A 24,957-nucleotide genomic window follows, 5' to 3' on the forward strand; every position below is an offset into this window, starting at 1 on the left:
TCAGATGTCCCGGAAGATCTCGATCTGCGCCCCGATCGAGTTGAGGCGCTCCGCGAGGTCCTCGTAACCCCGGTTGATGACATACACGTTGCGCAGCACGGAGGTGCCCTCCGCCGCCATCATCGCCAGCAGCACGACCACGGCGGGCCGCAGCGCGGGCGGGCACATCATCTCGGCGGCGCGCCAGCGGGTCGGGCCTTCGACCAGCACGCGGTGCGGGTCGAGGAGCTGGAGCCGGCCGCCGAGGCGGTTGAGGTCCGTCAGATAGATGGCCCGGTTGTCGTAGACCCAGTCGTGGATCAGCGTCTTGCCCTGGGCGACCGCCGCGATGGCCGCGAAGAACGGGACGTTGTCGATGTTCAGGCCCGGGAACGGCATCGGGTGGATCTTGTCGATCGGCGCCTCCAGCTTGGAGGGCCGCACGGTCAGGTCCACCAGTCGGGTGCGGCCGTTGTCGGCGACGTACTCCGGGGTGCGGTCGTGGTCGAGGCCCATCTCCTCCAGGACCGCCAGCTCGATCTCCAGGAACTCGATCGGCACCCGGCGCACCGTCAGCTCGGACTCCGTGACGACCGCGGCGGCCAGCAGGCTCATCGCCTCGACCGGGTCCTCGGAGGGGGAGTAGTCGACGTCGGCGTCGATGTCCGGCACACCGTGCACGGTGAGGGTCGTCGTGCCGATGCCCTCGACCTTGACGCCCAGCACCTCCAGGAAGAAGCAGAGGTCCTGGACCATGTAGTTGGAGGACGCGTTGCGGATGACGGTGACGCCGTCGTGCCGGGCGGCGGCCAGCAGCGCGTTCTCGGTCACGGTGTCGCCGCGCTCGGTCAGCACGATGGGCCGGTCGGGCCGTACGGAACGGTCCACCTGGGCGTGGTACTGGCCCTCGGTGGCGGCGATGTCGAGCCCGAAGCGGCGCAGCGCGATCATATGCGGCTCGATGGTCCGCGTGCCGAGGTCGCAGCCGCCGGCGTACGGCAGCTTGAACCCGTCCATACGGTGCAGCAGCGGGCCGAGGAACATGATGATGGAGCGCGTGCGCACGGCCGCGTCGGAGTCGATGGCGTCCATGTCGAGTTCGGCCGGCGGCACGATCTCCAGGTCGACGCCGTCGTTGATCCAGCGGGTCCGCACGCCGATCGAGTTGAGCACCTCCAGCAGGCGGTACACCTCCTCGATCCGGGCGACCCGACGCAGCACCGTGCGGCCCTTGTTGAGCAGGGTCGCGCACAGCAGGGCCACGCAGGCGTTCTTGCTGGTCTTCACATCGATGGCCCCGGACAGCCGGCGGCCGCCGACCACTCGCAGATGCATCGGGCCCGCGTAGCCCAACGAGACGATCTCACTGTCCAGGGCTTCACCGATTCGAGCGATCATCTCAAGGCTGATGTTTTGGTTGCCGCGCTCGATGCGATTGACAGCGCTCTGACTTGTGCCGAGCGCTTCCGCGAGCTGCGCCTGTGTCCAGCCACGGTGTTGCCGGGCGTCACGGATGAGCTTGCCGATGCGTACGAGGTAGTCGTCTGCCATGAGGCTGAGGCTATCTCAGATATGAGATGGCGCCCGTTGGGGGGTCCATTCGGGTGATGAGGTGTCAGTGCACTTCTGGATGAAGGGGATTCGTCAGGTTATATCGTACAGGAGTCTTGCGTACTGATTTGCGAATAACATCCCGTGTGTGCTGTGTGGGCCATGCCACTGAATATCGAGGCGGTGGATTCGGTCCGGGCATGACCATTCGGCCCCCGTGTACTAGAGTTATCTCGACATCGAGATATCTGGCGAGGAGCACCGCAGCCGCCACCCTGGTAAGGGTTACCTAACTTAGCCTTACCTTAGCGGATTGGCCGAGATGCCGTGGCGGCAGGATCGTGGTGAGTACGCGCACATCAATGAAGGAGACTGTCGTGTCGGCGAACAGCTTCGACGCCCGCAGCACGCTGCAGGTGGGCGACGAGTCGTACGAGATCTTCCGGCTGGACAAGGTGGAGGGCTCGGCCCGGCTGCCGTACAGCCTCAAGGTCCTGCTGGAGAACCTGCTCCGCACGGAGGACGGCGCGAACATCACCGCCGACCACATCCGCGCTCTCGGCAGCTGGGACTCGCAGGCCCAGCCCAGCCAGGAGATCCAGTTCACGCCGGCCCGCGTGATCATGCAGGACTTCACCGGTGTCCCCTGTGTCGTGGACCTCGCGACCATGCGTGAGGCCGTCGCGGCGCTCGGCGGCGACCCGGCGAAGATCAACCCGCTCTCCCCGGCCGAGATGGTCATCGACCACTCCGTCATCGCCGACAAGTTCGGCACCAGCGACGCCTTCAAGCAGAACGTCGACCTGGAGTACGGCCGCAACCGCGAGCGCTACCAGTTCCTGCGCTGGGGCCAGACCGCGTTCGACGACTTCAAGGTCGTCCCGCCGGGCACCGGCATCGTCCACCAGGTGAACATCGAGCACCTCGCGCGGACCGTCATGGTTCGGGGCGGGCAGGCCTACCCGGACACCCTGGTCGGCACCGACTCGCACACCACCATGGTCAACGGCCTCGGTGTCCTCGGCTGGGGCGTCGGCGGCATCGAGGCCGAGGCCGCCATGCTCGGCCAGCCGGTGTCCATGCTCATCCCGCGCGTCGTCGGCCTCAAGCTGACCGGTGAGCTGCAGCCGGGTACGACAGCCACGGACCTCGTGCTCACCATCACCGAGATGCTCCGCAAGCACGGTGTCGTCGGCAAGTTCGTCGAGTTCTACGGCGAGGGCGTGGCCGCCACCTCGCTCGCCAACCGCGCCACCATCGGCAACATGTCGCCGGAGTTCGGCTCCACCGCCGCGATCTTCCCGATCGACGGCGAGACCCTGAGCTACCTGCGCCTGACCGGCCGCTCCGACCAGCAGGTCGCGCTCGTCGAGGCGTACGCCAAGGAGCAGGGCCTCTGGCTGGACCCGCAGGCCGAGCCCGACTTCTCCGAGAAGCTCGAACTTGACCTGTCGACGGTCGTCCCCTCCATCGCCGGCCCGAAGCGCCCGCAGGACCGTATCGTCCTCGCCAACGCGGCCGAGCAGTTCAAGTCCGACGTCCTGAACTACGTCACCACCGCCGACGAGGCGGGCGAGGAGTCCTTCCCCGCCTCCGACTCCCCGGCCGTCCACCCGAACGGCGCGCCGTCCAACCCGGTCCAGGTCACCGCCCCCGACGGCACGACCTACACGATCGACCACGGTGCGGTGACGGTCGCGGCCATCACCTCCTGCACCAACACCTCGAACCCGTACGTCATGGTCGCCGCCGCGCTCGTCGCGAAGAAGGCCGTGGAGAAGGGCCTGACCCGCAAGCCGTGGGTCAAGACCACCCTCGCCCCGGGCTCGAAGGTCGTCACCGACTACTTCGACAAGGCCGGTCTGACCCCGTACCTCGACAAGGTCGGCTTCAACCTGGTCGGTTACGGCTGCACCACCTGCATCGGCAACTCCGGCCCGCTGCCGGAGGAGGTCTCCAAGGCCGTCAACGACCACGACCTCGCGGTCACCTCGGTCCTCTCCGGCAACCGGAACTTCGAGGGCCGTATCAACCCCGACGTCAAGATGAACTACCTGGCCTCCCCGCCGCTGGTCGTCGCGTACGCCATCGCGGGCTCCATGAAGGTGGACATCACCAGGGACGCCCTCGGCACCGACCAGGACGGCAAGCCGGTCTACCTGACCGACATCTGGCCGACCGAGGCCGAGGTCAACGACGTCGTGGCGAACGCCATCGGCGAGGACATGTTCAACAAGTCCTACGCGGACGTCTTCGCGGGCGACGCCCAGTGGCAGTCCCTGCCGATCCCGACCGGCAACACCTTCGAGTGGGACGCCGAGTCGACCTACGTCCGCAAGCCCCCGTACTTCGACGGCATGGAGATGGAGCCGGCCCCGGTCAGCGACATCGCCGGTGCCCGCGTGCTCGCCAAGCTGGGCGACTCGGTCACCACCGACCACATCTCCCCGGCCGGCGCCATCAAGGCCGACACCCCGGCCGGCAAGTACCTCACCGAGCACGGTGTGGAGCGTCGTGACTTCAACTCCTACGGCTCCCGCCGTGGCAACCACGAGGTCATGATCCGCGGTACGTTCGCCAACATCCGCCTGCGCAACCAGATCGCGCCGGGCACCGAGGGCGGCTACACCCGCGACTTCACCCAGGCCGACGCGCCGGTGTCGTTCATCTACGACGCCTCGCGCAACTACATCGACCAGGGCATCCCGCTGGTCGTCCTGGCCGGCAAGGAGTACGGCTCCGGCTCGTCCCGCGACTGGGCCGCCAAGGGCACCGCGCTGCTCGGCGTCAAGGCCGTCATCGCCGAGTCGTACGAGCGCATCCACCGCTCGAACCTCATCGGCATGGGCGTCCTGCCGCTGCAGTTCCCGGAGGGTGCCTCCGCCGAGTCCCTCGGTCTGACCGGTGAGGAGACCTTCTCCTTCTCCGGCGTCACCGAGCTGAACAACGGCACCACGCCGCGCACGGTGAAGGTCACCACCGACACCGGTGTCGAGTTCGACGCCGTCGTCCGCATCGACACCCCCGGTGAGGCCGACTACTACCGCAACGGCGGCATCATGCAGTACGTCCTGCGCAACCTGATCCGCAAGTAAGCGGCAGCGTACGGCGGTACAGGGCCGCATCCCCGGTGACGGGGGTGCGGCCCTTCGCCGTGTCCGGGCCGGGTACGGCGAAGGGCCGCACAAAGGTCATCACGAAGGGCAGCACGAAGGCGGCACGAAGGTCATCACCCACCCTCAGACGGAACACAGGCTTCCCCCAGCGAACCGGGACAGGATCGGTACATGAGCCGCCGCCCGTGGGCCCGCTCGCTGCGCACACGCCTCCTGGTCCTCGTCACCGCCACCCTCGTGTGCGTGTGCGCCGCGCTCGCCCTCACCACCGTCCTCGCCCAACGCGCCTATCTCATGGGCAACCTGGACGACCGGGTCAACGACGCCGCCGAACGCAGCGTGGGCGGCGCCGCGCTGCACCCCGAACTCCCCGCCGACCTCGCCTTCCTCGACGAGGGCGGTCACACCGAGGGCCTGCTCGTCGCCCGGCTCGACGCCGCCGGGCACCTCGTCTCCGCCGCGGTCGTCACCCGGGACGCGGCCCCCCGCACTCTCGGTTCCGCCCAGCGCGCCGCCCTCGCCGGCATCCGCCCCGACGGCTCGCTGCACACCCGGACGGTGCCCGGACTCGGCACCTACCGGGTCACCGCCCTCGACGCGAGCGGCATCCGCGTCCTCACCGGTCTGCCCATGGACGACGTCCGGGCCACGCTCGGCACACTGGTCGAGATCGAGGCGGTCGTCGGCGCCGCCGGACTCGCCCTCGCGGGCGGCGTCTGCGCCGTCGTCATCCGGCGCCAGCTCCGCCCGCTCGGCCGGGTCGCCGCCACCGCCGTCGAGGTCTCCCGGGTACCGCTCGGCCACGGCCGGGTCAGCGCGCTGCCCCGGGTCCCCGAGCGCGACACCGACCCCGGCAGCGAGGCCGGGCAGGTCGGTGCCGCGCTCAACCGGATGATCGACCACGTCGAGGCCTCGCTCGCCGAACGGCGGCGCGGCGAGGAACGCATGCGCCGGTTCGTCGCCGACGCCAGTCACGAACTGCGCACCCCGCTCGCCTCCATCGCCGGGTACGCCGAGCTGATGAACCGTGTCGCCCCCGACCTCGCCTGGAACCGGGTCTTCGCCGAGTCGGCGCGCATGACGGAGCTGGTCGAGGACCTGCTGCTGCTCGCCCACCTCGACGAGGGCAGCCCGCTGCACAGCACCGAGGTGGACCTCGCCGCGCTGGTCGCCGAGGCGGTGTGGGACGCACGGGCCGCGGGCGCCGGCCATGTCTGGCGACTCGGCCTCTCCCCGGACACCCCCGCCCTGGTCAGGGGCGACGGGGCCCGACTCCGGCAAGTGGTGGCCAACCTGTTGGCCAACGCGCGTGTGCACACACCTGTTGGCACGACGGTGACCGCCTCCGTCGAGTCCACGTCCGCCCAGCACGTCATCCGCGTCCACGACGACGGCCCCGGCATCCCGCCGGAACTCGTTCCGTCCGTCTTCGAGCGTTTCACCAGGGCGGACACTTCCCGCACCCGGGCCGGGGCGGCAGAGGGCGGATCGGGGCTGGGGCTGGCGATCGCGGCGGCCGTCACGGCGGCGCACGGGGGGCGTATCGACGTGCGGAGCGAGCCCGGGCGCACGGAGTTCACGGTCGTGCTCCCGTCGGTCGGCGACTGGGGGGCGGACGCGCCGACGTGCCGGCCCAGGGCCTCACTGCGGTGAGCACCGGCCGCGGATCACGGCCCCGCGTCACGCTCTCGCCGATCGCCGATCGCCGATCGTGGGTCAGTCCGGGAAGAGGTCGTCCGGGATGTCCAGCAGACCGACCTCGTTGGGGTCCGGTGGGGCCAGTTCGGCCCAGATCACCTTGCCCTGCGGGGTGTACCGGGTGCCCCAGCGCTCGGCCATCTGGGAGACCAGGAACAGGCCCCGGCCGCCCTCGTCGGTCGTCGCGGCGTACCGCAGATGCGGCGACGTGCTGCTGCCGTCGGACACCTCGCAGGTCAGCGTGCGGTCCTGGATCAGGCGTACATGGATCGGCTCGGAGCCATAGCGAATGGCGTTGGTGATCAGCTCGCTCAGGACGAGTTCCATGCCGAAGCCCAGCTCGGACAGGTCCCACTCGTCCAGCTTCTCGGAGACGGCACTGCGCATCCCCGACACGGCGGCCGGATCGCGCGGCACGTCCCAGTCGGCGACCTGGTCGGACGGCAGCGCCCTGGTGCGCGCGATGAGCAGAGCGACGTCGTCCTTGGGCCGCCCGGGCAGCAGCTCCTCCACCACCGCCCGGCAGCTCTCGTCGGGAGGCCGGTCGGGGTGGCCCGCCAGCGCCTGGCGCAGCAGCTCCATGCCCACGTCCAGATCGCGCGCCCGGTCCTCGATGAGGCCGTCGGTGTACAGGACCAGCTGGGTGCCCTCCGCGATGTCCACCTCGGCCGTCTGGAAGGGCATGCCGCCCAGGCCGAGCGGGGGTCCGGCGGGCAGGTCGGGGAAGGTGACGGTGCCGTCGGGATGGACCAGCGCGGGTGCCAGGTGTCCCGCGCGTGCCATGGCGCAGCGGCGGGACACGGGGTCGTAGATCGTGTACAGGCAGGTGGCGCCCACGACCTCGGACGCCTCCGCGCACGCCTCGTCCTGGTCGATGCGGCCGACCAGGTCGTCCAGGTGGCTCAGCAGTTCGTCCGGCGGCAGGTCCAGCGTGGAGAAGTTGTGCACCGCGGTCCGCAGCCGCCCCATCGTCGCGGCGGCGTGCAGACCGTGCCCGACGACGTCGCCGACGGCCAGCGCCACCCGGTTCCCCGGCAGCGGGATCACATCGAACCAGTCACCGCTCACGCCCGACTGGGCGGGGATGTAGCGGTAGCCGACCTGCAGGGCGCTCAGCTCGGGCAGGGCCCGCGGCAGCAGGCTGCGCTGGAGCGTGACCGCCAGGGCGTGCTCGCGGGTGTAGCGGCGGGCGTTGTCGATGCTCACCGCGGCACGGGCGACCAGCTCCTCCGCCAGCGACAGCTCCTCCTCGTCGAAGGGTTCGTGCCGCTTGGAGCGCCAGAAGTTGGCCATGCCCAGTACGACGCCGCGGGCCTGGATCGGCGCGGCGATGAGCGAGTGGATGCCGTACATAACGATCTCCCGTGCGCGCTCCGGGTCCTGTGCGTGCCAGTCCGCCGCGTCCGACAGGTTCGTCACCAGCTCGGAGCGGCCGGTGTCATAGCCGCGTGCCTGGGGTGTGGAGGGCACGAGGTCGATCAGCCGGCCCTTTTCGTAGAGCGGATGGTCGCCCCGGATGCCGCACACGGCGACCCGCCGCATGTCGGTGGCCGCGGGGGCGGGTTCCTCGCCGTGGATGACGGCGTCCGCGAGGTCCACGGTGACGAAGTCGGCGAAGCGGGGGACGGCGACCTGCGCCAGCTCGTCGGCGGTCTGGAGCACATCGAGGCTGGTGCCGATACTCAGTCCCGCGTCGTACAGCAGCTTGAGCCGCTCACGAGCGAGCTCCGCGCGGCCCGACACCGCCTGGAGCTCGGTGGAGTCGCGGAGCGTCACCACGGTTCCCCTGGGGCCGCCGTCGCGGTCCGTGGGCCGCTGGTTGACCGCGAGCAGCCGCTCCCCGGCGAAGTGCACCTCGTCGGTGGCCTCGCGCCCGGAGACGAGCAGGTCCACCATGTCGGGTTCGAGGTCGGACAGCTCCCACACGTGCCACCCCTCCGCGTCCGGGGCCAGCTCAAGGAGCCGTCTCGCCTCGTCGTTGGCGAGGAGCAGCCGCCCGTCCTCACCGACGATCAGCACTCCTTCCCGTACGGAGTGCAGCACCGTGTCGTGGTGCTCGTACATGCGGGTCATCTCGTCCGGCGCCAGGCTGTGGGTCTGCCGCTGCAGCCGCCGGCCCACCAGCGCCGTTCCACCGGTCGCCACCACGAGCGCACCGGTTCCGGCGGCGAGGATGATCGGCAGCTGCCGGTTCACCTCGCTGGTCACGTTCTTGACCTTCATCCCCGCGGACACGAGGGCGACCACCTTGCCGTCGGCGTTCTCGATGGGCACGGTCGCCTGCACCTCATGGCCCAGCGGGCCGTGGACGCTCTCGGTGTAGACCTTGCCTTCCAGCGACGGCTCGATCCTCCCCACGAACCGCTTGCCGATCCGGTCCGGCAGGGGATGGGTGTAGCGGATGCCCTTGGTGTCCATGACCACGATGAAGTCGACGCCCGCCGACCTACGTCCCGCCTCGGTCAGCGGCTGGAGCACCGTCGACGGTTTCTTGGTCTTCAGCGCCTCCAGGACGCCCGGGGAGTGCGCGAAGGTCTGCGCGACGGCCACGGAGCGGCGCTTGGCCTCCGTGCTGGTGTCCCGCTGCGACTGCAGGACGAGGGCGAAGACGGCACCGACCACCAGCAACGCGACCAGCGTCAGCTGCAGTACAAAGACCTGCCCGGCGACGCTGCGCGGGCTCTTGCCGGCAAGCGAGCGCCAGGAGAAGCGTCGAAACCGGGCGAATCGGTCCGCCATGCGATATTTGTAGCACCGGTGATTCCCCCTGGCTATGGCCCGGTCCAATGTGCGGACAGCGTCACCCCCCTTTACGGACGGCACCGCCGCGTCCTTTCTGTAGAAAGCCCCTTTTTTAACCAAAAATTCTTACCGGAAACTTGCCTTGCCTCCTGGGGGGTCACCCGCCCGTGCGTATCGGGCGTTTACAGCTGTCACGGTCCGCGCTACTTTCGCAGGAGAGTGGGGTGGGAGCGCTCCCACCCAGTGGACCGGAACCCGCCGTGCGGGCCCGCTCCCGCCCCACGCGCCCCTCGGCGCGCATCCGCACACCTTCGGCACGGCCTTCGGGCGTCCCCATGATGAACGTGGAACTGTCATGCCTACGACAACACTGAGCGGTCCCCGATTCCCGGGACGTCCGCGATTACCGCACTCGGCCTCCCGTGGCGGGGCCTTCTTCCTGGTCCTCCTGGCCCTGCTCGCCACCGTCCCGGCCCTCGGCCTCATCGTCGCCACCGGCACCCGCGCCGAGGCCCACGGCACCCCCATGAAACCGGGCAGCCGCACCTTCCTGTGCTGGCAGGACGGGCTCACCGACACCGGTGAGATCAAGCCCGTCAACCCCGCCTGCAAGGCGGCCCAGCAGGTCAGCGGCACCACCCCGTTCTACAACTGGTTCTCGGTGCTCCGCTCGGACGGCGCAGGACGCACCCGCGGCTTCGTGCCCGACGGCGAGCTGTGCAGCGGCGGCAACCCCAACTTCACCGGGTTCGACCTGCCGCGGAACGACTGGCCCCTCACGCACCTCACCGCGGGAGCGACCGTCGACTTCTCCTACAACGCCTGGGCGGCGCACCCCGGTTGGTTCCACGTCTATCTCACCAAGGACGGCTACGACCCGACCAAGCCGCTCACCTGGAACGATATGGAGGACCAGCCCTTCCTGGACGTCGACCACCCGCCGCTCAACGGCACCCCGGGCACGGTCGAGGCCAACTACTCCTGGACCGGCACGCTGCCCGCCGGCAAGTCCGGGCGGCACATCATCTACATGGTCTGGCAGCGTTCGGACAGCGCGGAGACCTTCTACTCCGGCTCCGACGTCGTCTTCGACGGCGGCAACGGCGAGGTGACGGGCGTCCACGACCCGGGCAACCCCACCGAGCCCCCGCCCGGCACCTGCACGGCCACCCGCAGGACGACGAACAGCCGGCCCGGCGGCTGCCAGTCCGAGGTGACCGTCACCAACAGCGGCGACGTGCCGATGCTCGGCTGGATGGTCGACTGGACGCTGCCGGGCGGTCAGTCGGTGGCCGGCCTGTGGAACGGCAACGCGACCTACAGCGGGCAGGACGTGATGGTCCACAACGCCGACTGGAACGGCTCGCTGAGTCCGGGGCGGAGCGCGACGTTCGGCTACGTCGTCCAGGGCTCCGGCGGTGACAGCGCGACGACTCTGCCCTGCCGGGTCGGCTGAGTCGCTCTGGGCGGACCCGGTGGCGGTGCACACCGGGTCCGCGAGCCGGGCGGGCGAGGGGGTGCGGCCCGCCCGGGTGGAGCGTGGCTTGTGTCGACGCCGCGATGGCGACAACGTTGTCTATCAGGTCCGTGCATGACTCTACCGCCCCAACCGACAACGATGTCAAGCGAGTTGGGATCACCCACCAGAGTGATCCCGGGGCGCGTCGACGGCGGTGCACGCGGTCTTCCGTGGTACTGCCGACGCGCGTTACTGTCCCTGCGGCTTGTGCGACCTGTGATGCGCGACCCGTCCGAAGGAGGAGGGGCCGCGTCATGCGTTTCCGTCCCACGTCACTGCTGCTCGCCGCGGTACTCGCGGTGGGCGGCGGCACCCCCGCCCTGGCGGCGACCGCCGAACCGCCCGATCTCGTCAAGGACCCCACCGCATACGTCGATCCGCTGATCGGCACCAAGAACGGCGGCAATGTCTTCCCGGGTGCCGTCGTGCCGTTCGGCATGCTCTCCTGGAGCCCCGAGAACACCCGGGGCGACGCCATGCGCACTGCCGCACCCGGCGGTTACCAGTACGACGCCACCCGCATCCGCGGCTTGAGTCTCACCCATATGTCCGGCACGGGCTGTGCGGGCGGCAGCGGAGACATCCCGCTCTTCCCGTACGCGGGCAGGGTCACCTCGTCCCCGGCGAGCGACACCAAGGACGCCGTCTACGCCTCCGACTTCAGCCACACCGACGAGACCGCCGAACCCGGCCACTACAAGGTGGGTCTCGCCTCCGGCGTCACCGCCGACCTCACCGCGACCGCGCGCACCGGCTCGGCCCGCTTCACCTTCCCGGCGGACAAGCCGGCCTCGCTGCTCGTCCGCACCGCCAACTCCGAGGTGGGGTCGGCCGATTCGACGGTCACGATCGACCCGGCGACCCGCACGATCTCCGGCTCCGTCACCTCCGGCGACTTCTGCGGCTACCTGGACCCGGAGGGCCAACGCGCCTACTACACCCTCTACTTCACCGCCCGTTTCGACCGCGCCTTCACATCCACCGGCACCTGGCAGGACGACCGGCTGGAGCCGGGAGCCACGACGGCCTCCGGCGGCACGGGCGGCTTCGCCAAGGGCGGGAGGCCCGTCGCGGGCAAGGGCGCGGGCGGGTACGTCGAGTTCGCGCCCGGAACCGGGCCGGTGAACGTCAAGGTCGGTATCTCGTACGTGAGCCGGGCGGGCGCCGAGGCGAACCTCGCGGCCGAGAACCCGTCGTACCGCTCCTTCGACTCGGTCGAGGCCGCGGCCCGGCAGGCCTGGCGACACCGGCTGGGCGCCATACGGGTCGGCGGCGGCACGGACATGGACCGCACCACCTTCTACACCGCCCTCTACCACTCCCTGCTGCACCCGAACGTGATCAGCGACGCCGACCGCAGATACCGGGGCAGCGACGACAAGGTGCACCGGGTGGGCCGCGGTCACCGGGCCCAGTACGGCACCTTCTCCGGCTGGGACGTCTACCGCGACCAGGTGCAGCTGCTCACCCTCCTCGACCCGCGCACCGGCTCGGACATCGCCCAGTCGCTGTATGAACTCGCCCGACAGAACGGGGGCATCTGGGACCGCTGGCTGCACGGCGCGAGCGGCACGCACGTCATGAACGGCGACCCGTCGCCCACCGCTCTGGCCGGTATCCATGCGTTCGGCGGCACCCGCTTCGACCTGCGCGGCGCGCTGGACTCACTGGTGAAGGCGGCGACCGTGCCGACCGACAAGGACCTGTCGGCCGCGGGCAAGCCGGTGCTGTCGGTCGGACAGCGCCCCTCCCTGGACAAGTACCTCTCCCACCACTACATGCCGTCCGTGTCCAACGCCTGGGGCGGCGCGGCCGAGACCCTGGAGATGTCCACCGCCGACTTCTCGCTCTCCGGGCTCGCCGCGGCGGCGGGGGAGAAGGACACGGCGGCGGCCTTCGCCCGGCGCGCCCAGTGGTGGCAGAACAACTTCAACATCGCCGCGGACCCCACCGGCGGCTACATCGCCAACCGCAAGGCCGACGGCAGCTGGGTCACCGGCTTCACCCCGGACACCGGCAACGGGTTCGTCGAGGGTACGGCCGCCCAGTACACCTGGATGGTCCAGCACAACCCGGCCGGCCTGTTCGCAGTGATGGGCGGCACGGACAAGGCGCTGGCCCGGCTCGACGACTTCTTCCACAACGCGGACGGCAGCTGGGCCTTCACCGGCAGCGGCGGCGCCAAGTCCGAGCTGGACAACGAGCCGTCCCTCAACGTCCCCTACCTGTACGACTACGCGGGCGCCCCGTACAAGACGCAGGAGACGGTCCGCGCGGCGATGAGGCAGCTCTGGTCGACGCAGCCCGGGGGCATCCCCGGCAACGACGACCTCGGCGCCATGTCCTCCTGGTACGTCTTCTCCGCGCTCGGCATGTACCCGCAGGTCCCCTCCCGCGCCGAACTCGTCCTCGCGTCACCGCTGTTCGAGCGCGTCGAGATCGACCGTCCGCAGGGGAACGACATCTCGATCCGCGCGAGGGGAGCGGCCGCCGAAGCGCCGTACGTCCAGTCCCTGAAGGTCAACGGCCGTACCAGTGACCGGCCTTGGCTCCCGGCCTCCTTCGTGCGTGACGGCGGCCGCCTGGACTACAGGCTCTCCGCCGCCCCGAACCGGGCCTGGGGCACCTCTTCCCCGCCCCCGTCCTTCCGGGAGGGCGAGCAGCCGTACCAGATCGGCGTCGGTCCGACCGCGGCGACCGTCGCCCCCGGCGGCAGCACGAAGCTCGGCATCCGTGCCCTGTCGCTGAGCGGCGGCACCGGCCCCGAGGTGCGCTTCCGCGTCGAGACCCCGGAGGGCATCACGGCCACGCCCGCCGAGGGCACGGTCACCGACGGCTCGCAGGAGATCACCCTCTCCGCGGCCGACGGCGCCCGTCAGGGCTTCTACGACGTCAAGGTCACGGTGACTTCGGGCGACACCTCGTACGGGCAGCCGGTCGCCCTGACCGTGGCCGCCCCCGGCACCCTCCTCGCCGCCTACAACAACACCGGCGTCTCGGACGACAACGGCGACCACGACGAGGCCGACTACGACGGCGGCGGCTGGAGCTACTCCCGCCAGGCCCTCGCGGCGGCGGGCCTGACCCCCGGCGGGCAGGGCACGGTGGACGGGCTCACCTTCACCTGGCCGAACTCGCCCACCGGCCGGCCGGACAACGCCGCCGCGGCCGGCCAGAGCGTCGAACTGCCCACCCCGGCCGTCAAGTTGTCCTTCATCGGCAGCGGGGTCAACGGAAACCAGCAGAAGAAGGCGACCGTCACCTACACCGACGGCACCACCGAGGCCGTCGACCTCTCCTTCACCGACTGGACCGTCGGCGGAGGCGGCGGAACCGTCCAGTACGGCAACGAGGTCGTCGCCAAGAGCGCGTACCGCAATGTCGCGGGCGCGGACAAGGACCCGGTGGCGACGTACGTCTTCGCGACGAAGCCGTTCGAGGCGCCGTCCGGGAAGACCATCAGGAGCGTGAAGCTCCCGGACGACACGGATCTGCACGTGTTCACCCTCGCGGTGGGCTGAGCATCCCGCCGGCCGCCCCGGCGCAAGAGGCCCCGCCCCAAGGCAAGAGGCCGCCCCCGGTTCTCCCGGGGGCGGCCTCTTCTCACGCTCTTCTCACGGCACGACGACCCGGACCTCGTCCGGCTTGGGGAACGGCATCATCTCCCAGCCGAGGGGCCAGCCACCGTCGAGCACCTCACCGGGCTCGGCCTCCAGCAGCCGCGGTACCCGCCGGTGCCACCAGCCGAAGCCCCGCTCCTCCTCCCGGCCGGGCCAGGGGACGGTGACGGAGCGGAACTGTTCGTCGATCCCGTCGAGCAAGGGCCTCTCGGCGGTGCGGATCTCCGCGGGCAGCACCGGCCAGAGCCGGGCCAGCCGGGTGCGGCACCAGATGTCGTTGCCGAACTCCGGCGCGCACCATCCATAACCCTCGTCCAGCCCGCGGACGACAGCGGCCCACGCAGCGAGGAGCCGGTGGGCTTCCTGCGTCTCCTGCATGGGCCGACTGTCTCACGGTGGAACGGGTCAGGCCAGCAGCTCCACCTCCGCCAGCGCCGCCTCGCCGTCCAGGACCAGGCGGTACTTCGCGTACGAGCCCGGTGCGGTGACCGTGAAGGCCCGGGTCTGCCGGTCCCAGGCGAACGACTCCTCGGTACGCCGGTCCAGGGTCTGCCAGGTCGTGCCGTCCGCCGAGCCCTGCAGCGTCCAGCCGGTTGGTGCCTTGGTGCGGTCCGCGGAGGACGTCAGCGTGTACTGGACGGCCGTTGCGGCGCCGCTCACCGGCAGGTCCACCGAGGTGACCGTGGCGTCCGTCGCCGACGTGTTGTCGAACAGGGCGCCGTCGCCCTTCAGCACGTCCGCGCGCGGCGTCGGGACCTTGTCGCCCCGGGTGATGGAGACCGGGGCCGAACTCTTGCCGGTGCCCCAGGCCGAGGGCTTGGCTCCCATGCGGAAGTCCAGCACCCCGCCCTTGGCGAGCAGCGAGTGGGGGAGCGAAGTCGACGTCCAGGGACGGCCGTTGACGGTCAGACCCTGTACGTACACGTTCTTCGCGCTGTTCCTCGGTGCCCTGATCACCAGGTCCCGGCCGTTCTCCAGGTGCACGGTCGCCTTCGTGAACAGCGGGGAGCCGATGGCGTACTCACCGCTGCCCATGACCAGCGGGTAGAAGCCGAGCGAGGAGAACAGATACCAGGCCGACTGCTCGCCGTTGTCCTCGTCGCCGTGGTAGCCCTGCCCGATCTCGCTGCCCGTGTAGAGGCGGGACAGCGCCTCGCGGACGTACCGCTGCGCCTTCCAGGGCTCGCCGGCCGCGTCGTACATGTAGATCACATGGTGCGCGACCTGGTTGGAGTGGCCGTACATGCCCATCCGCACGTCCCGTGCCTCGGTCATCTCGTGGATGACGCCGCCGTAGGAGCCGACGAAGTCGGGGGAGGCGGTCTCCGGGGTGGAGAAGTACTCGTCGAGCTTGTCGCCCAGGGCGCCGCGGCCGCCGTAGAGGTTGGCGAGGCCCCGGCTGTCCTGCGGGGCGGTGAAGGCATAGCCCCAGCCGTTGGTCTCTGTGTAGTCGTAGCCCCACACGCGCGCGTCGTACTTCGACGAGTCCAGACGCCAGTTGCCCTTGGCGTCACGGCCCTGGAAGAAGCCCGCCCTGGAGTCGAAGAGGTCGACGTAGTCCTGGGCGCGGTTGAGGAAGTACTCGGACTCGTCCTTGTAGTGCTTCTCCTTGGTCTTCTCGTAGAGGGCCTCGCCCATCTTCGCGATGCCGTAGTCGTTGACGTAGCCCTCCATCGCCCACGACAGACCCTCGTGCGTGTCGGTGCTGGTGTAGCCGAGGAAGGGCGAGGTGCTCATGCCCTTGCGGCCCACGCCCGAGGTCGGCGGGACGACGGTGGCGTTCTTCAGGGCCGCGTCGTACGCCGCCTTCGCGTCGAAGCGGACACCCTTGACGTATGCGTCCGCGAACGCGACGTCGGAGGAGGTGCCGGTCATCAGGTCGGCGTAGCCGGGGGAGGACCAGCGGGAGGTCCAGCCGCCGTCCTTGTACTGCTGCACGAACCCGTCGACCATGTCACCGGCCTGACGGGGTGTCAGGAACGAGTAGGCCGGCCAGGTCGTCCGATAGGTGTCCCAGAAGCCGTTGTTGACGTACACCCTGCCGTCCACGATCTTCGCGCCGGTGTGCGTCGGCGTGTCCGGGCCCGGCATGGGGGAGAACGGGGAGGCGTACTGGTCCTTGCCGGCCACCTTCTCGAAGCCGGAGTTGGGGTACAGGTACAGCCGGTACATGCTGGAGTACAGCGTGGTCAGCTGGTCCGGGGTGGCACCCTCGACCTCGACCTTGCCGAGCAGCCGGTCCCAGGTCCGCTGGGCGCGTGCCTTCACCGTGTCGAAGGAGGTGCCGTCGGGGATCTCCTGGCGCAGATTGTCCTTGGCCTGGTCGATGCTGATCAGCGAGGTCGCCAGGCGCAGGGTGACGGTGCGGTCCGCGCCCGCGTCGAACCTCAGATAGCCCTTGACGCCGCCGGCGCCGCCGTCCGTCACCGGCTTGTCGAACTGCCCGTACACGAAGAGCCGGGTCGCTCCCGTGGACAGGCCCGACTTCACGTCGGAGTATCCGGTGACGATCCCGTGGTCCTTGTCGAGGGTGAGGCCCGCCTGCTCGGTGACGTTGTCGAAGAGCACGCTCGCGTCGTCGCCGGGGTAGCTGAAGCGCAGCGCGGCGGCGTGGTCGGTCGGGGTCATCTCGGCCCTGAGCCCGTTCTCGAACCGTACGCCGTAGTAGTACGGCCGTGCCGTCTCGTTCTCGTGCCGGAAGGCCAGCGCCCGTGCGGTGCGGCCGGTGTCCGGGGTGCCGGCGGCGGCCGACGGCATCAGCTGGAAGGTCTGCCGGTCGCCCATCCAGGGGCTGGGCTCATGACTGGCGCTGAACGCCTGGATGGTCGGCAGGTTGGCGTCGTTGTTGGCGCGCGCGTACTCGTAGAGCCAGCTCAGCGAGGACGCGTTGGTCACCGGCGTCCAGAAGTTGAAGCCGTGCGGCAGGGCGGTGGCCGGGAAGGTGTTGCCGCGCGAGAAGCTGCCGCTGGAGTTGGTGCCGCGGGTGGTCAGCGCGTAGTCGGACAGATGGGCCCTGGGCGGCTCCGGGGCGATGGGCCGGAGAGCCACGTCGTCGATCCAGCCGCGGAACTTGGCGGGGCCGTCCGGGGAGTCGTAGGCCAGCAGGATCCGGTCGACCGTCCTGCCCGCGGCGACCGAGCCGATGCGCGAGGCCACGTTGTTCCACTGGTTGACGTACAGCGCCTTGGCCGCGCCCTGTCCCCGCGGGGAGAGCGGGAAGCCGTGCTGGTCCCTCGCGCCGAGGTCGCTCAGATAGGTGCCGTCGGTGAAGGCCAGGTCGACGGAGACGTTCGTGGCGTCGTAGTCGCGGTCGCCGTCGGCCATCGACGGGAAGATCCGGTACGCAAGCTGTGTGTCCCGGCCGACCTTCACGTTCACATCGAAGACCTTGTTGTACGAGTACGCGTGGCCGGCCCCCGTGTGCCGCCCGGCGTACCGCAGGGCCCGGGTGCCGGTGAAGCCGGCGCGGGCCTTGGCGGTCGGCGAGCCGCTCGGGCCGCGGTCGACGAGGGAGAGCATGTCCTGCGGTACCGGGCCTGTGCTGCCGCCCGTCGAGAACTGCACATCGGCGAGCTGCACGATGTCCGAGGCGCCGTTGTTCTTCGTGATGTCGAGCCGGAAGTGCTGGTACTCGGCCGGCTGGGCGAGGTCGTACGACTTGGTCTGGAACCGTTCGGAGAAGGTCTCGCCGGAGCGGGTGTCGAGGGTCTTCCAGTCCTTGCCGTCCGTCGAGCCCTGAAGGGTCCAGTCCTTCGGGTCGCGCTCGTCGTAATCATTGGCCGACGTGAGCGCGTACGTCCTGAGTTCGATGGGTTTGTCCAGGTCGAACTCGACCCAGCCGGTGGGCTCGAAGGCCAGCCATTTCGTCCCCGGTTCACCGTCGACGAGGTTCTCCTTCACCTCGCCCGCGCCGGTGTTCTCGGCGCTCGCCCGTACATCGGTGACATGGTCGGTCACATTGCCCGGGATGCCGGTGCTGTAGCCGCCGTCGACGCCCGAGGCGCGCTTGCTCCCGTCCGGCTCCGTGTCGACGGTGTTCAGCCAGTCCGGCGCCGGGTCATCAGCTTCGAACGAGGATGCGAACTCTCGGTCGGCGGCGGGCGTCTGGGCGGGCCGTGCGACCGCGGCTCCCTGCGAGGCCACCGCCATGGCAAAGGCGGCCGTGAGCACGGCCGCCGTACCGAATCTGTGCCGAGTTCTCCGCTGCAACAAAACGGGTTCCCTCCCTGCGCGGGCTTCAGACAACGTTGTCAAGTTCGTGCGCAGGATCCAGTAGGTGGCCAAGTGGCCGTTGATGTCAAGGGTGTTGGGTGTGGCATTCAGGGGCCTATGTCGCGGACTTTTCCGGCAGCGCGGTCACAGGCGGCTCATATTTCCGTGAGGTCTCAACTCGGAAAAGACCCATGGCCAACCTTGCGTTCGATCTTGCTCCGTCGGCCGGAAGTGGACTATACCTGTCGGCGTTTCCTGCACGACCCAGCGCTACCCGACCGCGGTGCCGGGGAGGATCCGGTTCACCGCCTGAGTCCTGGAGAAGGCGAGGACTTGAGCATGGGATCCCAATCCGCAGCGAACCATGGTGCCGACGGTGTGGGCCGTCGTGATCTGATCAAGCGGTCCGCCGCACTCGGTCTGCTCACCATTCCGACGGCGGGCTTCCTGTCCGCCTGCGCGAGCGGCGGCGGCGACAGTTCCAACGACGGCGGCGACCAGGGCAAGACGTCCAAGTCGAACCCGTTCGGCGTGAAGAAGGGCGGCAAGCTCGACGTCGTCATCTTCAAGGGCGGTTACGGCGACGACTACGCCAAGGCGTGGGAGTCGGACTACCAGAAGAAGCTCGGCATCACCTCCACCCACACCGGCACCCAGGAGATCACGGGCAAGCTCCAGCCGCGCTTCAACGCCGGCAACCCGCCGGACATCGTGGACGACTCCGGCGCCCAGCAGATCAAGGTCGACGTCCTCTACAAGAACGGCCAGCTGCTCGACCTCGCCGCGGTGCTCGACGCCCCGTCGGTCGACGACCCGGCCAAGAAGGTCCGGGACATGATCATCCCCGGCACCCTGGACGCGGGCATGCAGGAGGGCAAGATCGTCGCCCTCAACTACATCTACACCGTGTGGGGTCTGTGGTACTCCGGCAAGCTCTTCAAGGAGAAGGGCTGGGAGGAGCCCAAGACCTGGGCCGACTTCCTCACCATCTGTCAGGACGCCAAGAAGCAGGGCATCGGCGGCCTGGCCCACCAGGGCAAGTACCCGTACTACATCAACGTCGCCATCATGGACCTGATCGCCAAGACCGGCGGTCTGGACGCGATGAAGGCGATCGACAACCTCGACCCCAAGGCGTTCGTGGGCTCGGACGCGGCCAAGGCCGGTGTCGAGGCGATCTACGAGGTCGTCGAAAAGGGCCTGCTGATGCCCGGCACCAACGGCCTGACCCACACCGAGTCCCAGACCCGCTGGAACCAGTACAAGGCCGCCTTCATCACCTGCGGCTCCTGGCTGGAGAACGAGCAGCTCAAGCAGACGCCCGCGGACTTCGACATGAAGTTCATGCCGATGCCGCTGCTGCCCGGCAGCAAGCTGCCGTTCGAGGCGATCCGGGCCGGCTCCGGCGAGCCCTTCATCATCCCGGCGAAGGCGAAGAACCTGCCCGGGGCGAAGGAGTTCATGCGGCACATGCTCTCCAAGGAGTGGTCGACGCTGTTCGCCAAGGAGGCCAACTCGCTCACCATCCTCAAGGACGGCGTCGACCCCAGCGTCAAGCTCCGGCCGGGCACCCAGTCCACGGTCGAGGCGTCCAAGGCGGCCGGTGACAACACCTTCCGTTACCTCTACACGGAGTGGTACAGCGAGATGGGCGCCGCCATCGAGGCCGCGTCCAACGAGCTGATGGCCAAGCGCATCCAGCCGAAGGAGTGGCTGAAGCGGTGCCAGGCCGCGGTCGACAAGCAGGCGAAGGACCCGGCCTCCAAGAAGAATCACCGGGACTGACCGCACGCCGTATCCCGGGCCGGAGCGATCCGGCCCGGGGGAGGACACCAGGAGCAGGAAGGCCAATGCGCAAAGGGCAGTACAGATTCGTCGCGGGATTTCTCTTCGTGCCCGTGGCGCTTTATGTGATCTTCGTGATCTGGCCGTACATCCAGACGTTCGGCTATTCGCTGACCGACTGGAAGGGCCAGTCGCAGACCTTCAAGTTCGTCGGCCTGGACAACTACAAGGCGCTGTTCCAGGACGACGTCTTCATGCAGGCCATCTGGCACAACATCCTGTTCCTGATCTTCATCCCGGTGATCACCATTCTGCTCGCCCTGTTCTTCGCCTTCATGGTGAACGCGGGCGGCCGCAGCAGGGCGGGTGGAGTGCAGGGCGTCGCCGGATCCCGGTTCTACAAAATCGTCTACTTCTTCCCTCAGGTGCTGTCGCTGGCGATCGTCGCGGTGCTGTTCAACGCGGTGTACCGCAGTGACGGCGGCGGCCTTCTCAACGGCTTCCTGATCAAGCTCGGACTGGTCGACACCGACAATCCCGTGGAATGGCTCAACGAGCCCAACCTGGTGCTGTGGATGCTGATCGCCGCCGTGGTCTGGCACGGCGTCGGCTTCTATCTGGTGCTGTTCTCGGCCGCCATGCAGTCCATTCCGAAGGACATCTACGAGGCCGCCCTCATCGACGGCGCGGGCCGCAACCAGTCCTTCTTCCGCATCACCCTGCCCCTGCTGTGGGACACCGTGCAGACCGCGTGGGTCTATCTGGGCATCGTCGCGATGGACATGTTCGTCCTGGTTTCCTCCATGACCCAGAACATGGGCGCGTACGGCGGCGGCCCCGATCACCACAGCGACGTGATGTCGACGGTGATGATGCGCAACTTCCAATACTTCGGGAAGAGCGGCTACGCCTGCGCCATGGGCGTGGTCATGCTGGTGCTCACCCTGGTCCTGTCCGTGGTCATGCTGCGCGCCACCCGCCGCGAGCGCGTCGAGTTCTGAGCGGGAGATACGACGACATGAGCGCACCTTCGAAGGAGACCGAGGCCGTTCCCGCCGAGCGGCCTATCGACAAGGTTTCCGTACGCCCCGGCGAGCAGCGCGGCGAGGGCATCGTCCTGAACGTCTTCTCGCACGGCTTCCTCGCCCTGTGGGCCCTGCTGATCGTGCTGCCGCTGCTCTGGCTGGTGATCAGCTCCTTCAAGACCGACGCGCAGATCGGCGGCTCGGCCTTCGGCTGGCCGCACAACTGGTCCTTCGACGTCTTCCACCGCGCCTGGAACAAGGGCATCGGCGACTACTTCCTGAACACGGTCATCGTGCTGGTGTTCAGCGTGCCGCTGACGATGCTCTTCGGCTCGATGGCCGCGTACGTCCTGGCCCGCTACCAGTTCTGGGGCAACCGGCTCCTCTACTACTTCTTCGTCGCCGGCGCCATGTTCCCGGTGTTCCTGGCCCTGGTCCCGCTGTTCTTCATGGTCAAACGGCTGGACATGCTGAACACCTACCAGGGCCTGATCCTGGTCTACATCGCCTACTCGATGCCGTTCACCGTGTTCTTCATGCACGCCTTCTTCCGGACCCTGCCCACGGCGGTCTTCGAGGCGGCGATCCTGGACGGCGCCTCGCACACCCGGACCTTCTTCCAGGTGATGCTTCCGATGGCGAAGCCGGGCCTGATCAGCGTCGGGATCTTCAACACTTTGGGCCAGTGGAATCAGTTCATCCTGCCGACGGTCCTCATGCAGCCGCAGAGCGGCTCGGACCCCGAGCGCTATGTTCTCACCCAGGGCCTCATCCAGCTCCAGCAACAGCAGGGATACGCCTCTGACCTGCCCGTTCTCTTCGCCGGCGTGACGATCGCCATGATCCCGATGCTGGTCGTGTACCTCTCCTTCCAGCGTCAGGTGCAGGCCGGACTGACCTCGGCGACCCTGAAGTAGTGCCAGTTCACAGGCGCTCGGCGTAGCGCTTCGAAACGGTCCGTACGCGCGCCGTTCCCGGGTTCGGGGGCGGCGCGCGGTCGTGTGGGCAAGACCCCGGAAACAGTTCAACCTCTTGACGGGAGCCGACCCGAACGGCTCAGCTTAGAGTTCACTAGTTGGACATAGACGGGACCTCGCCGAGGCGGTCCCGCGCGCAGGAGGTCGTCGTGGAGACTCCGGGGTCGCAGTCGTCACTGCACCGAGCCAACCTGGAGAGGGTCGTGCGCGCCGTACGACTCGCCGGGTCGCTCACGCAGGCGGAGATCGCAAGGACCACGGGCCTGTCCGCAGCAACGGTCTCCAACATCGTGCGGGAGCTGAAGGACGGCGGAACGGTCGAGGTCACGCCCACGTCGGCGGGTGGCCGCAGGGCCCGCAGCGTCTCCCTGAGCGGGGACGCGGGCATTGTGATCGGTGTCGATTTCGGCCATACGCATCTGCGGGTCGCGGTCGGCAACCTGGCTCATCAGGTACTTGCCGAAGAGTCCGAGCCGCTGGATGTGGACGCCTCCGCGGCACAGGGCTTCGACCGGGCGGAACAGCTGGTCAACCGCCTGATCGGGGCAACGGGAGTGGATCGCTCCAAGATCGCCGGCGTGGGTCTTGGCGTACCCGGCCCGATCGATCTGGAGTCCGGCACGCTCGGCTCGTCCGCGATCCTGCCGGGCTGGAGCGGCACCAGACCCGCCGAGGAGCTGCGGGGGCGGCTCGGCGTGCCGGTGCACGTGGACAACGACGCCAACCTGGGCGCCCTGGGCGAGCTGGTCTGGGGCAGCGGCCGAGGAGTTCGTGATCTTGCCTACATCAAGGTCGCGAGCGGTGTCGGCGCCGGTCTGGTGATCGAGGGGAAGATCTATCGCGGTCCGGGCGGCACGGCGGGTGAAATCGGGCATATTACCCTGGATGAGTCCGGCCCGGTCTGCCGCTGCGGCAACCGCGGCTGCCTGGAGACGTTCGCGGCCGCGCGCTATGTGCTCCCGCTGCTCCAGTCCAGTCATGGCACCGACCTGACCATGGAAGGCGTCGTACGGCTGGCCAGGGACGGCGATCCGGGCTGCCGTCGGGTGATCGCCGACGTCGGCCGCCACATCGGCAGCGGAGTGGCCAACCTCTGCAATCTGCTGAACCCGAGCCGGGTGGTCCTCGGCGGTGATCTCGCGGAGGCCGGAGAGCTGGTTCTGGGGCCCATCAGGGAGTCCGTGAGCCGCTATGCGATCCCCAGTGCCGCCCGTCGGCTCTCCGTGCTCCCAGGGGCGCTCGGAGGTCGCGCGGAGGTGCTCGGTGCGCTCGCTCTCGCCCTCAGCGAGATGGGCGATTCAACCCTTTTGGACGGAACTCTGACCGCCGCGGCACCTGCCTTCACTTAGAGAACGCATGACGCCGTTGCCATCTCGTTAAGTATTTACTTCTTGACGTCGAACTTGCGGCCGAGTTGACTTCGAGCCACCTCGGCCGCAGCGTTGCGGCCCTGTCAGGGAGGCACCCCCAAATGAACGCAACGATGCGCAGAGTCGTCATCGGTACGGCGGCGGTTTCGATGGCACTGTCCATGGCCGCTTGTGGCAAGGCCGGCGACAAGAAGGACGACTCGTCGAGCAGCAACAGCTCCTCCGGCAGCAAGACCATCGGTCTGCTGCTCCCCGACAGCGTGACCGCTCGCTACGAGAAGTTCGACCACCCGCTCTTCGAGGCGAAGGTCAAGGAGCTCTGCTCGGACTGCAAGGTCGAGTACGCGAACGCCGCCGGTGACGCGGCCAAGCAGGCCCAGCAGGTCAGCAGCATGATCACCAAGGGCGTCAAGGTTCTCGTGATCAGCGCCCAGGACTCGGCCGCCATCAAGTCCTCCATTCAGACCGCCGTCGACAAGGGCATCAAGGTCGTCGCGTACGACCGCCTCGCCCAGGGCCCGGTCTCCGCGTACGTCTCCTTCGACAACGTCAAGGTCGGCGAGCTCCAGGGTCAGGCGCTGCTCGACTCGCTCGGCTCCAAGGCCACCAAGAGCTCGAAGGTCGTCATGATCAACGGTGACGACGCCGACCCGAACGCCGGTCAGTTCAAGAAGGGTGCCCACAACATCCTCGACGGCAAGGTCGACATCGCCTACGAGCAGTCCGGCCTCTGGAAGGACACCGTCGCCGCGCAGAAGATGAAGGCGGCCATCACCCAGCTGGGCGCCAAGAAGATCGCGGGCGTCTACGCCGCCAACGACGGCATGGCCGGCGGTATCGCCACCACGCTGAAGGGCGCCGGCATCAGCGGCATCCCGCTGACCGGTCAGGACGCGGAGCTCGCGGGCATCCAGCGCATCGTCGCCGGCACCCAGTCCTCCACCGTCTACAAGGCCTTCAAGCCGGAGGCGGACGCCGCCGCCCAGCTCGCGGTCAACCTGCTCCAGGGCAAGGACATCAAGTCCCTCGCCAACCAGGAGCTGACCAGCGGCTCCGGCGACAAGGTGCCCTCGCAGCTGCTGACCCCGGTGTCGGTCACCAAGGCCAACATCAAGGACACGGTGATCAAGGACAAGCTGTACACGGTCCAGGACATCTGCACCGCCGAGTTCGCCAAGGCCTGCAAGGCCGCCGGCCTCCAGTAATCACTCGGCCCAAGCCCGGTGAGGCGCGTACGAGCAGCACCGGGCCCCGACCGCTCACGGCGGTCCCGCGAAACCCCTCCGATGCCCGCCCCGGCCTCCATACCCCGCTGCCGGGACGGGCGTCGGACGGAACCGTTGCCAAGGGCAGCGGATTCGCG

General features: G+C 68.8%; 13 protein-coding genes. 9 read left to right on the plus strand and 4 right to left on the minus strand.

The window, feature by feature from the left end; genetic code table 11:
* A complete protein-coding gene (locus ACZ4EG_RS05115) occupies window positions 1-1,530 on the minus strand; it encodes a helix-turn-helix domain-containing protein (protein WP_390707437.1) in 1,530 nt (509 codons plus the stop codon).
* 377 nt (window positions 1,531-1,907) lie between these two features.
* On the opposite strand from ACZ4EG_RS05115, the gene acnA reads away from it, so the two are divergent.
* Window positions 1,908-4,625 (plus strand): aconitate hydratase AcnA, encoded by a 2,718-nt coding sequence (gene acnA, locus ACZ4EG_RS05120; RefSeq protein ID WP_467789590.1) that lies wholly within the window; start codon window positions 1,908-1,910, stop codon window positions 4,623-4,625.
* Between the two features lie 192 nt (window positions 4,626-4,817).
* Window positions 4,818-6,299, plus strand: a complete 1,482-nt coding sequence (locus ACZ4EG_RS05125) for an ATP-binding protein (RefSeq protein WP_467789591.1) — start codon at window positions 4,818-4,820, stop codon at window positions 6,297-6,299.
* A 63-nt stretch (window positions 6,300-6,362) separates the two neighbouring features.
* Here ACZ4EG_RS05125 and ACZ4EG_RS05130 read toward each other — a convergent pair whose 3' ends face one another.
* Window positions 6,363-9,083: a SpoIIE family protein phosphatase gene (locus tag ACZ4EG_RS05130; RefSeq protein WP_467789592.1), complete on the minus strand. Its 2,721-nt coding sequence runs from the start codon at window positions 9,081-9,083 to the stop codon at window positions 6,363-6,365.
* A gap of 358 nt (window positions 9,084-9,441) precedes the next feature.
* Between ACZ4EG_RS05130 and ACZ4EG_RS05135 the strand changes: the two genes are divergently transcribed.
* On the plus strand, window positions 9,442-10,542 hold the full coding sequence (locus ACZ4EG_RS05135) for a lytic polysaccharide monooxygenase auxiliary activity family 9 protein (RefSeq protein WP_467789593.1): 1,101 nt from the start codon (window positions 9,442-9,444) through the stop codon (window positions 10,540-10,542).
* Between the two features lie 317 nt (window positions 10,543-10,859).
* Window positions 10,860-14,126 carry a GH92 family glycosyl hydrolase gene (locus tag ACZ4EG_RS05140; RefSeq protein ID WP_467789594.1) on the plus strand — a complete coding sequence of 1,089 codons (3,267 nt, stop codon included), beginning with the start codon at window positions 10,860-10,862 and terminating at the stop codon, window positions 14,124-14,126.
* A 93-nt stretch (window positions 14,127-14,219) separates the two neighbouring features.
* Here ACZ4EG_RS05140 and ACZ4EG_RS05145 read toward each other — a convergent pair whose 3' ends face one another.
* Together ACZ4EG_RS05145 and ACZ4EG_RS05150 are read right to left on the minus strand one after the other, a co-directional pair.
* Complete coding sequence (locus ACZ4EG_RS05145) at window positions 14,220-14,603, minus strand: hypothetical protein (protein WP_453556774.1); 384 nt, start codon at window positions 14,601-14,603, stop codon at window positions 14,220-14,222.
* Between the two features lie 27 nt (window positions 14,604-14,630).
* Window positions 14,631-18,374, minus strand: coding sequence for a GH92 family glycosyl hydrolase (locus ACZ4EG_RS05150; RefSeq protein ID WP_467789971.1), 3,744 nt, complete (start codon window positions 18,372-18,374; stop codon window positions 14,631-14,633).
* A gap of 402 nt (window positions 18,375-18,776) precedes the next feature.
* Between ACZ4EG_RS05150 and ngcE the strand changes: the two genes are divergently transcribed.
* The 5 genes from ngcE to ACZ4EG_RS05175 all read left to right on the plus strand — a co-directional run bounded on the left by ngcE (window position 18,777) and on the right by ACZ4EG_RS05175 (window position 24,799).
* Complete coding sequence (gene ngcE, locus ACZ4EG_RS05155; protein WP_467789595.1) at window positions 18,777-20,222, plus strand: N-acetylglucosamine/diacetylchitobiose ABC transporter substrate-binding protein; 1,446 nt, start codon at window positions 18,777-18,779, stop codon at window positions 20,220-20,222.
* Window positions 20,223-20,287: 65 nt separating this feature from the next.
* Entirely contained in the window at window positions 20,288-21,223 is a 936-nt protein-coding gene (locus ACZ4EG_RS05160) for a carbohydrate ABC transporter permease (RefSeq protein ID WP_316752706.1), read from the plus strand.
* A 17-nt stretch (window positions 21,224-21,240) separates the two neighbouring features.
* The gene (locus ACZ4EG_RS05165) at window positions 21,241-22,164 is read left to right on the plus strand and encodes a carbohydrate ABC transporter permease (RefSeq protein ID WP_453556779.1); all 924 of its coding nucleotides are present in this window, start codon (window positions 21,241-21,243) and stop codon (window positions 22,162-22,164) included.
* Between the two features lie 209 nt (window positions 22,165-22,373).
* Entirely contained in the window at window positions 22,374-23,573 is a 1,200-nt protein-coding gene (locus tag ACZ4EG_RS05170; protein WP_453556781.1) for an ROK family transcriptional regulator, read from the plus strand.
* Window positions 23,574-23,695: 122 nt separating this feature from the next.
* Entirely contained in the window at window positions 23,696-24,799 is a 1,104-nt protein-coding gene (locus tag ACZ4EG_RS05175) for a sugar ABC transporter substrate-binding protein (RefSeq protein ID WP_453556783.1), read from the plus strand.
* The last annotated feature ends 158 nt before the right edge of the window (window positions 24,800-24,957 follow it).

Source organism: Streptomyces sp. NPDC025638, from assembly GCF_055558775.1.

What these genes read in the sequence shown, in the direction of transcription:
- ACZ4EG_RS05115 (WP_390707437.1), bottom strand. Translation starts at nt 1,530, where the DNA reads ATGGCAGACGACTACCTCGTACGCATCGGCAAGCTCATCCGTGACGCC.
- ACZ4EG_RS05125 (WP_467789591.1), top strand. Translation starts at nt 4,818, where the DNA reads ATGAGCCGCCGCCCGTGGGCCCGCTCGCTGCGCACACGCCTCCTGGTC.
- ACZ4EG_RS05130 (WP_467789592.1), bottom strand. Translation starts at nt 9,083, where the DNA reads ATGGCGGACCGATTCGCCCGGTTTCGACGCTTCTCCTGGCGCTCGCTT.
- ACZ4EG_RS05135 (WP_467789593.1), top strand. Translation starts at nt 9,442, where the DNA reads ATGCCTACGACAACACTGAGCGGTCCCCGATTCCCGGGACGTCCGCGA.
- ACZ4EG_RS05140 (WP_467789594.1), top strand. Translation starts at nt 10,860, where the DNA reads ATGCGTTTCCGTCCCACGTCACTGCTGCTCGCCGCGGTACTCGCGGTG.
- ACZ4EG_RS05145 (WP_453556774.1), bottom strand. Translation starts at nt 14,603, where the DNA reads ATGCAGGAGACGCAGGAAGCCCACCGGCTCCTCGCTGCGTGGGCCGCT.
- ACZ4EG_RS05150 (WP_467789971.1), bottom strand. Translation starts at nt 18,374, where the DNA reads ATGGCGGTGGCCTCGCAGGGAGCCGCGGTCGCACGGCCCGCCCAGACG.
- ngcE (WP_467789595.1), top strand. Translation starts at nt 18,777, where the DNA reads ATGGGATCCCAATCCGCAGCGAACCATGGTGCCGACGGTGTGGGCCGT.
- ACZ4EG_RS05160 (WP_316752706.1), top strand. Translation starts at nt 20,288, where the DNA reads ATGCGCAAAGGGCAGTACAGATTCGTCGCGGGATTTCTCTTCGTGCCC.
- ACZ4EG_RS05165 (WP_453556779.1), top strand. Translation starts at nt 21,241, where the DNA reads ATGAGCGCACCTTCGAAGGAGACCGAGGCCGTTCCCGCCGAGCGGCCT.
- ACZ4EG_RS05175 (WP_453556783.1), top strand. Translation starts at nt 23,696, where the DNA reads ATGAACGCAACGATGCGCAGAGTCGTCATCGGTACGGCGGCGGTTTCG.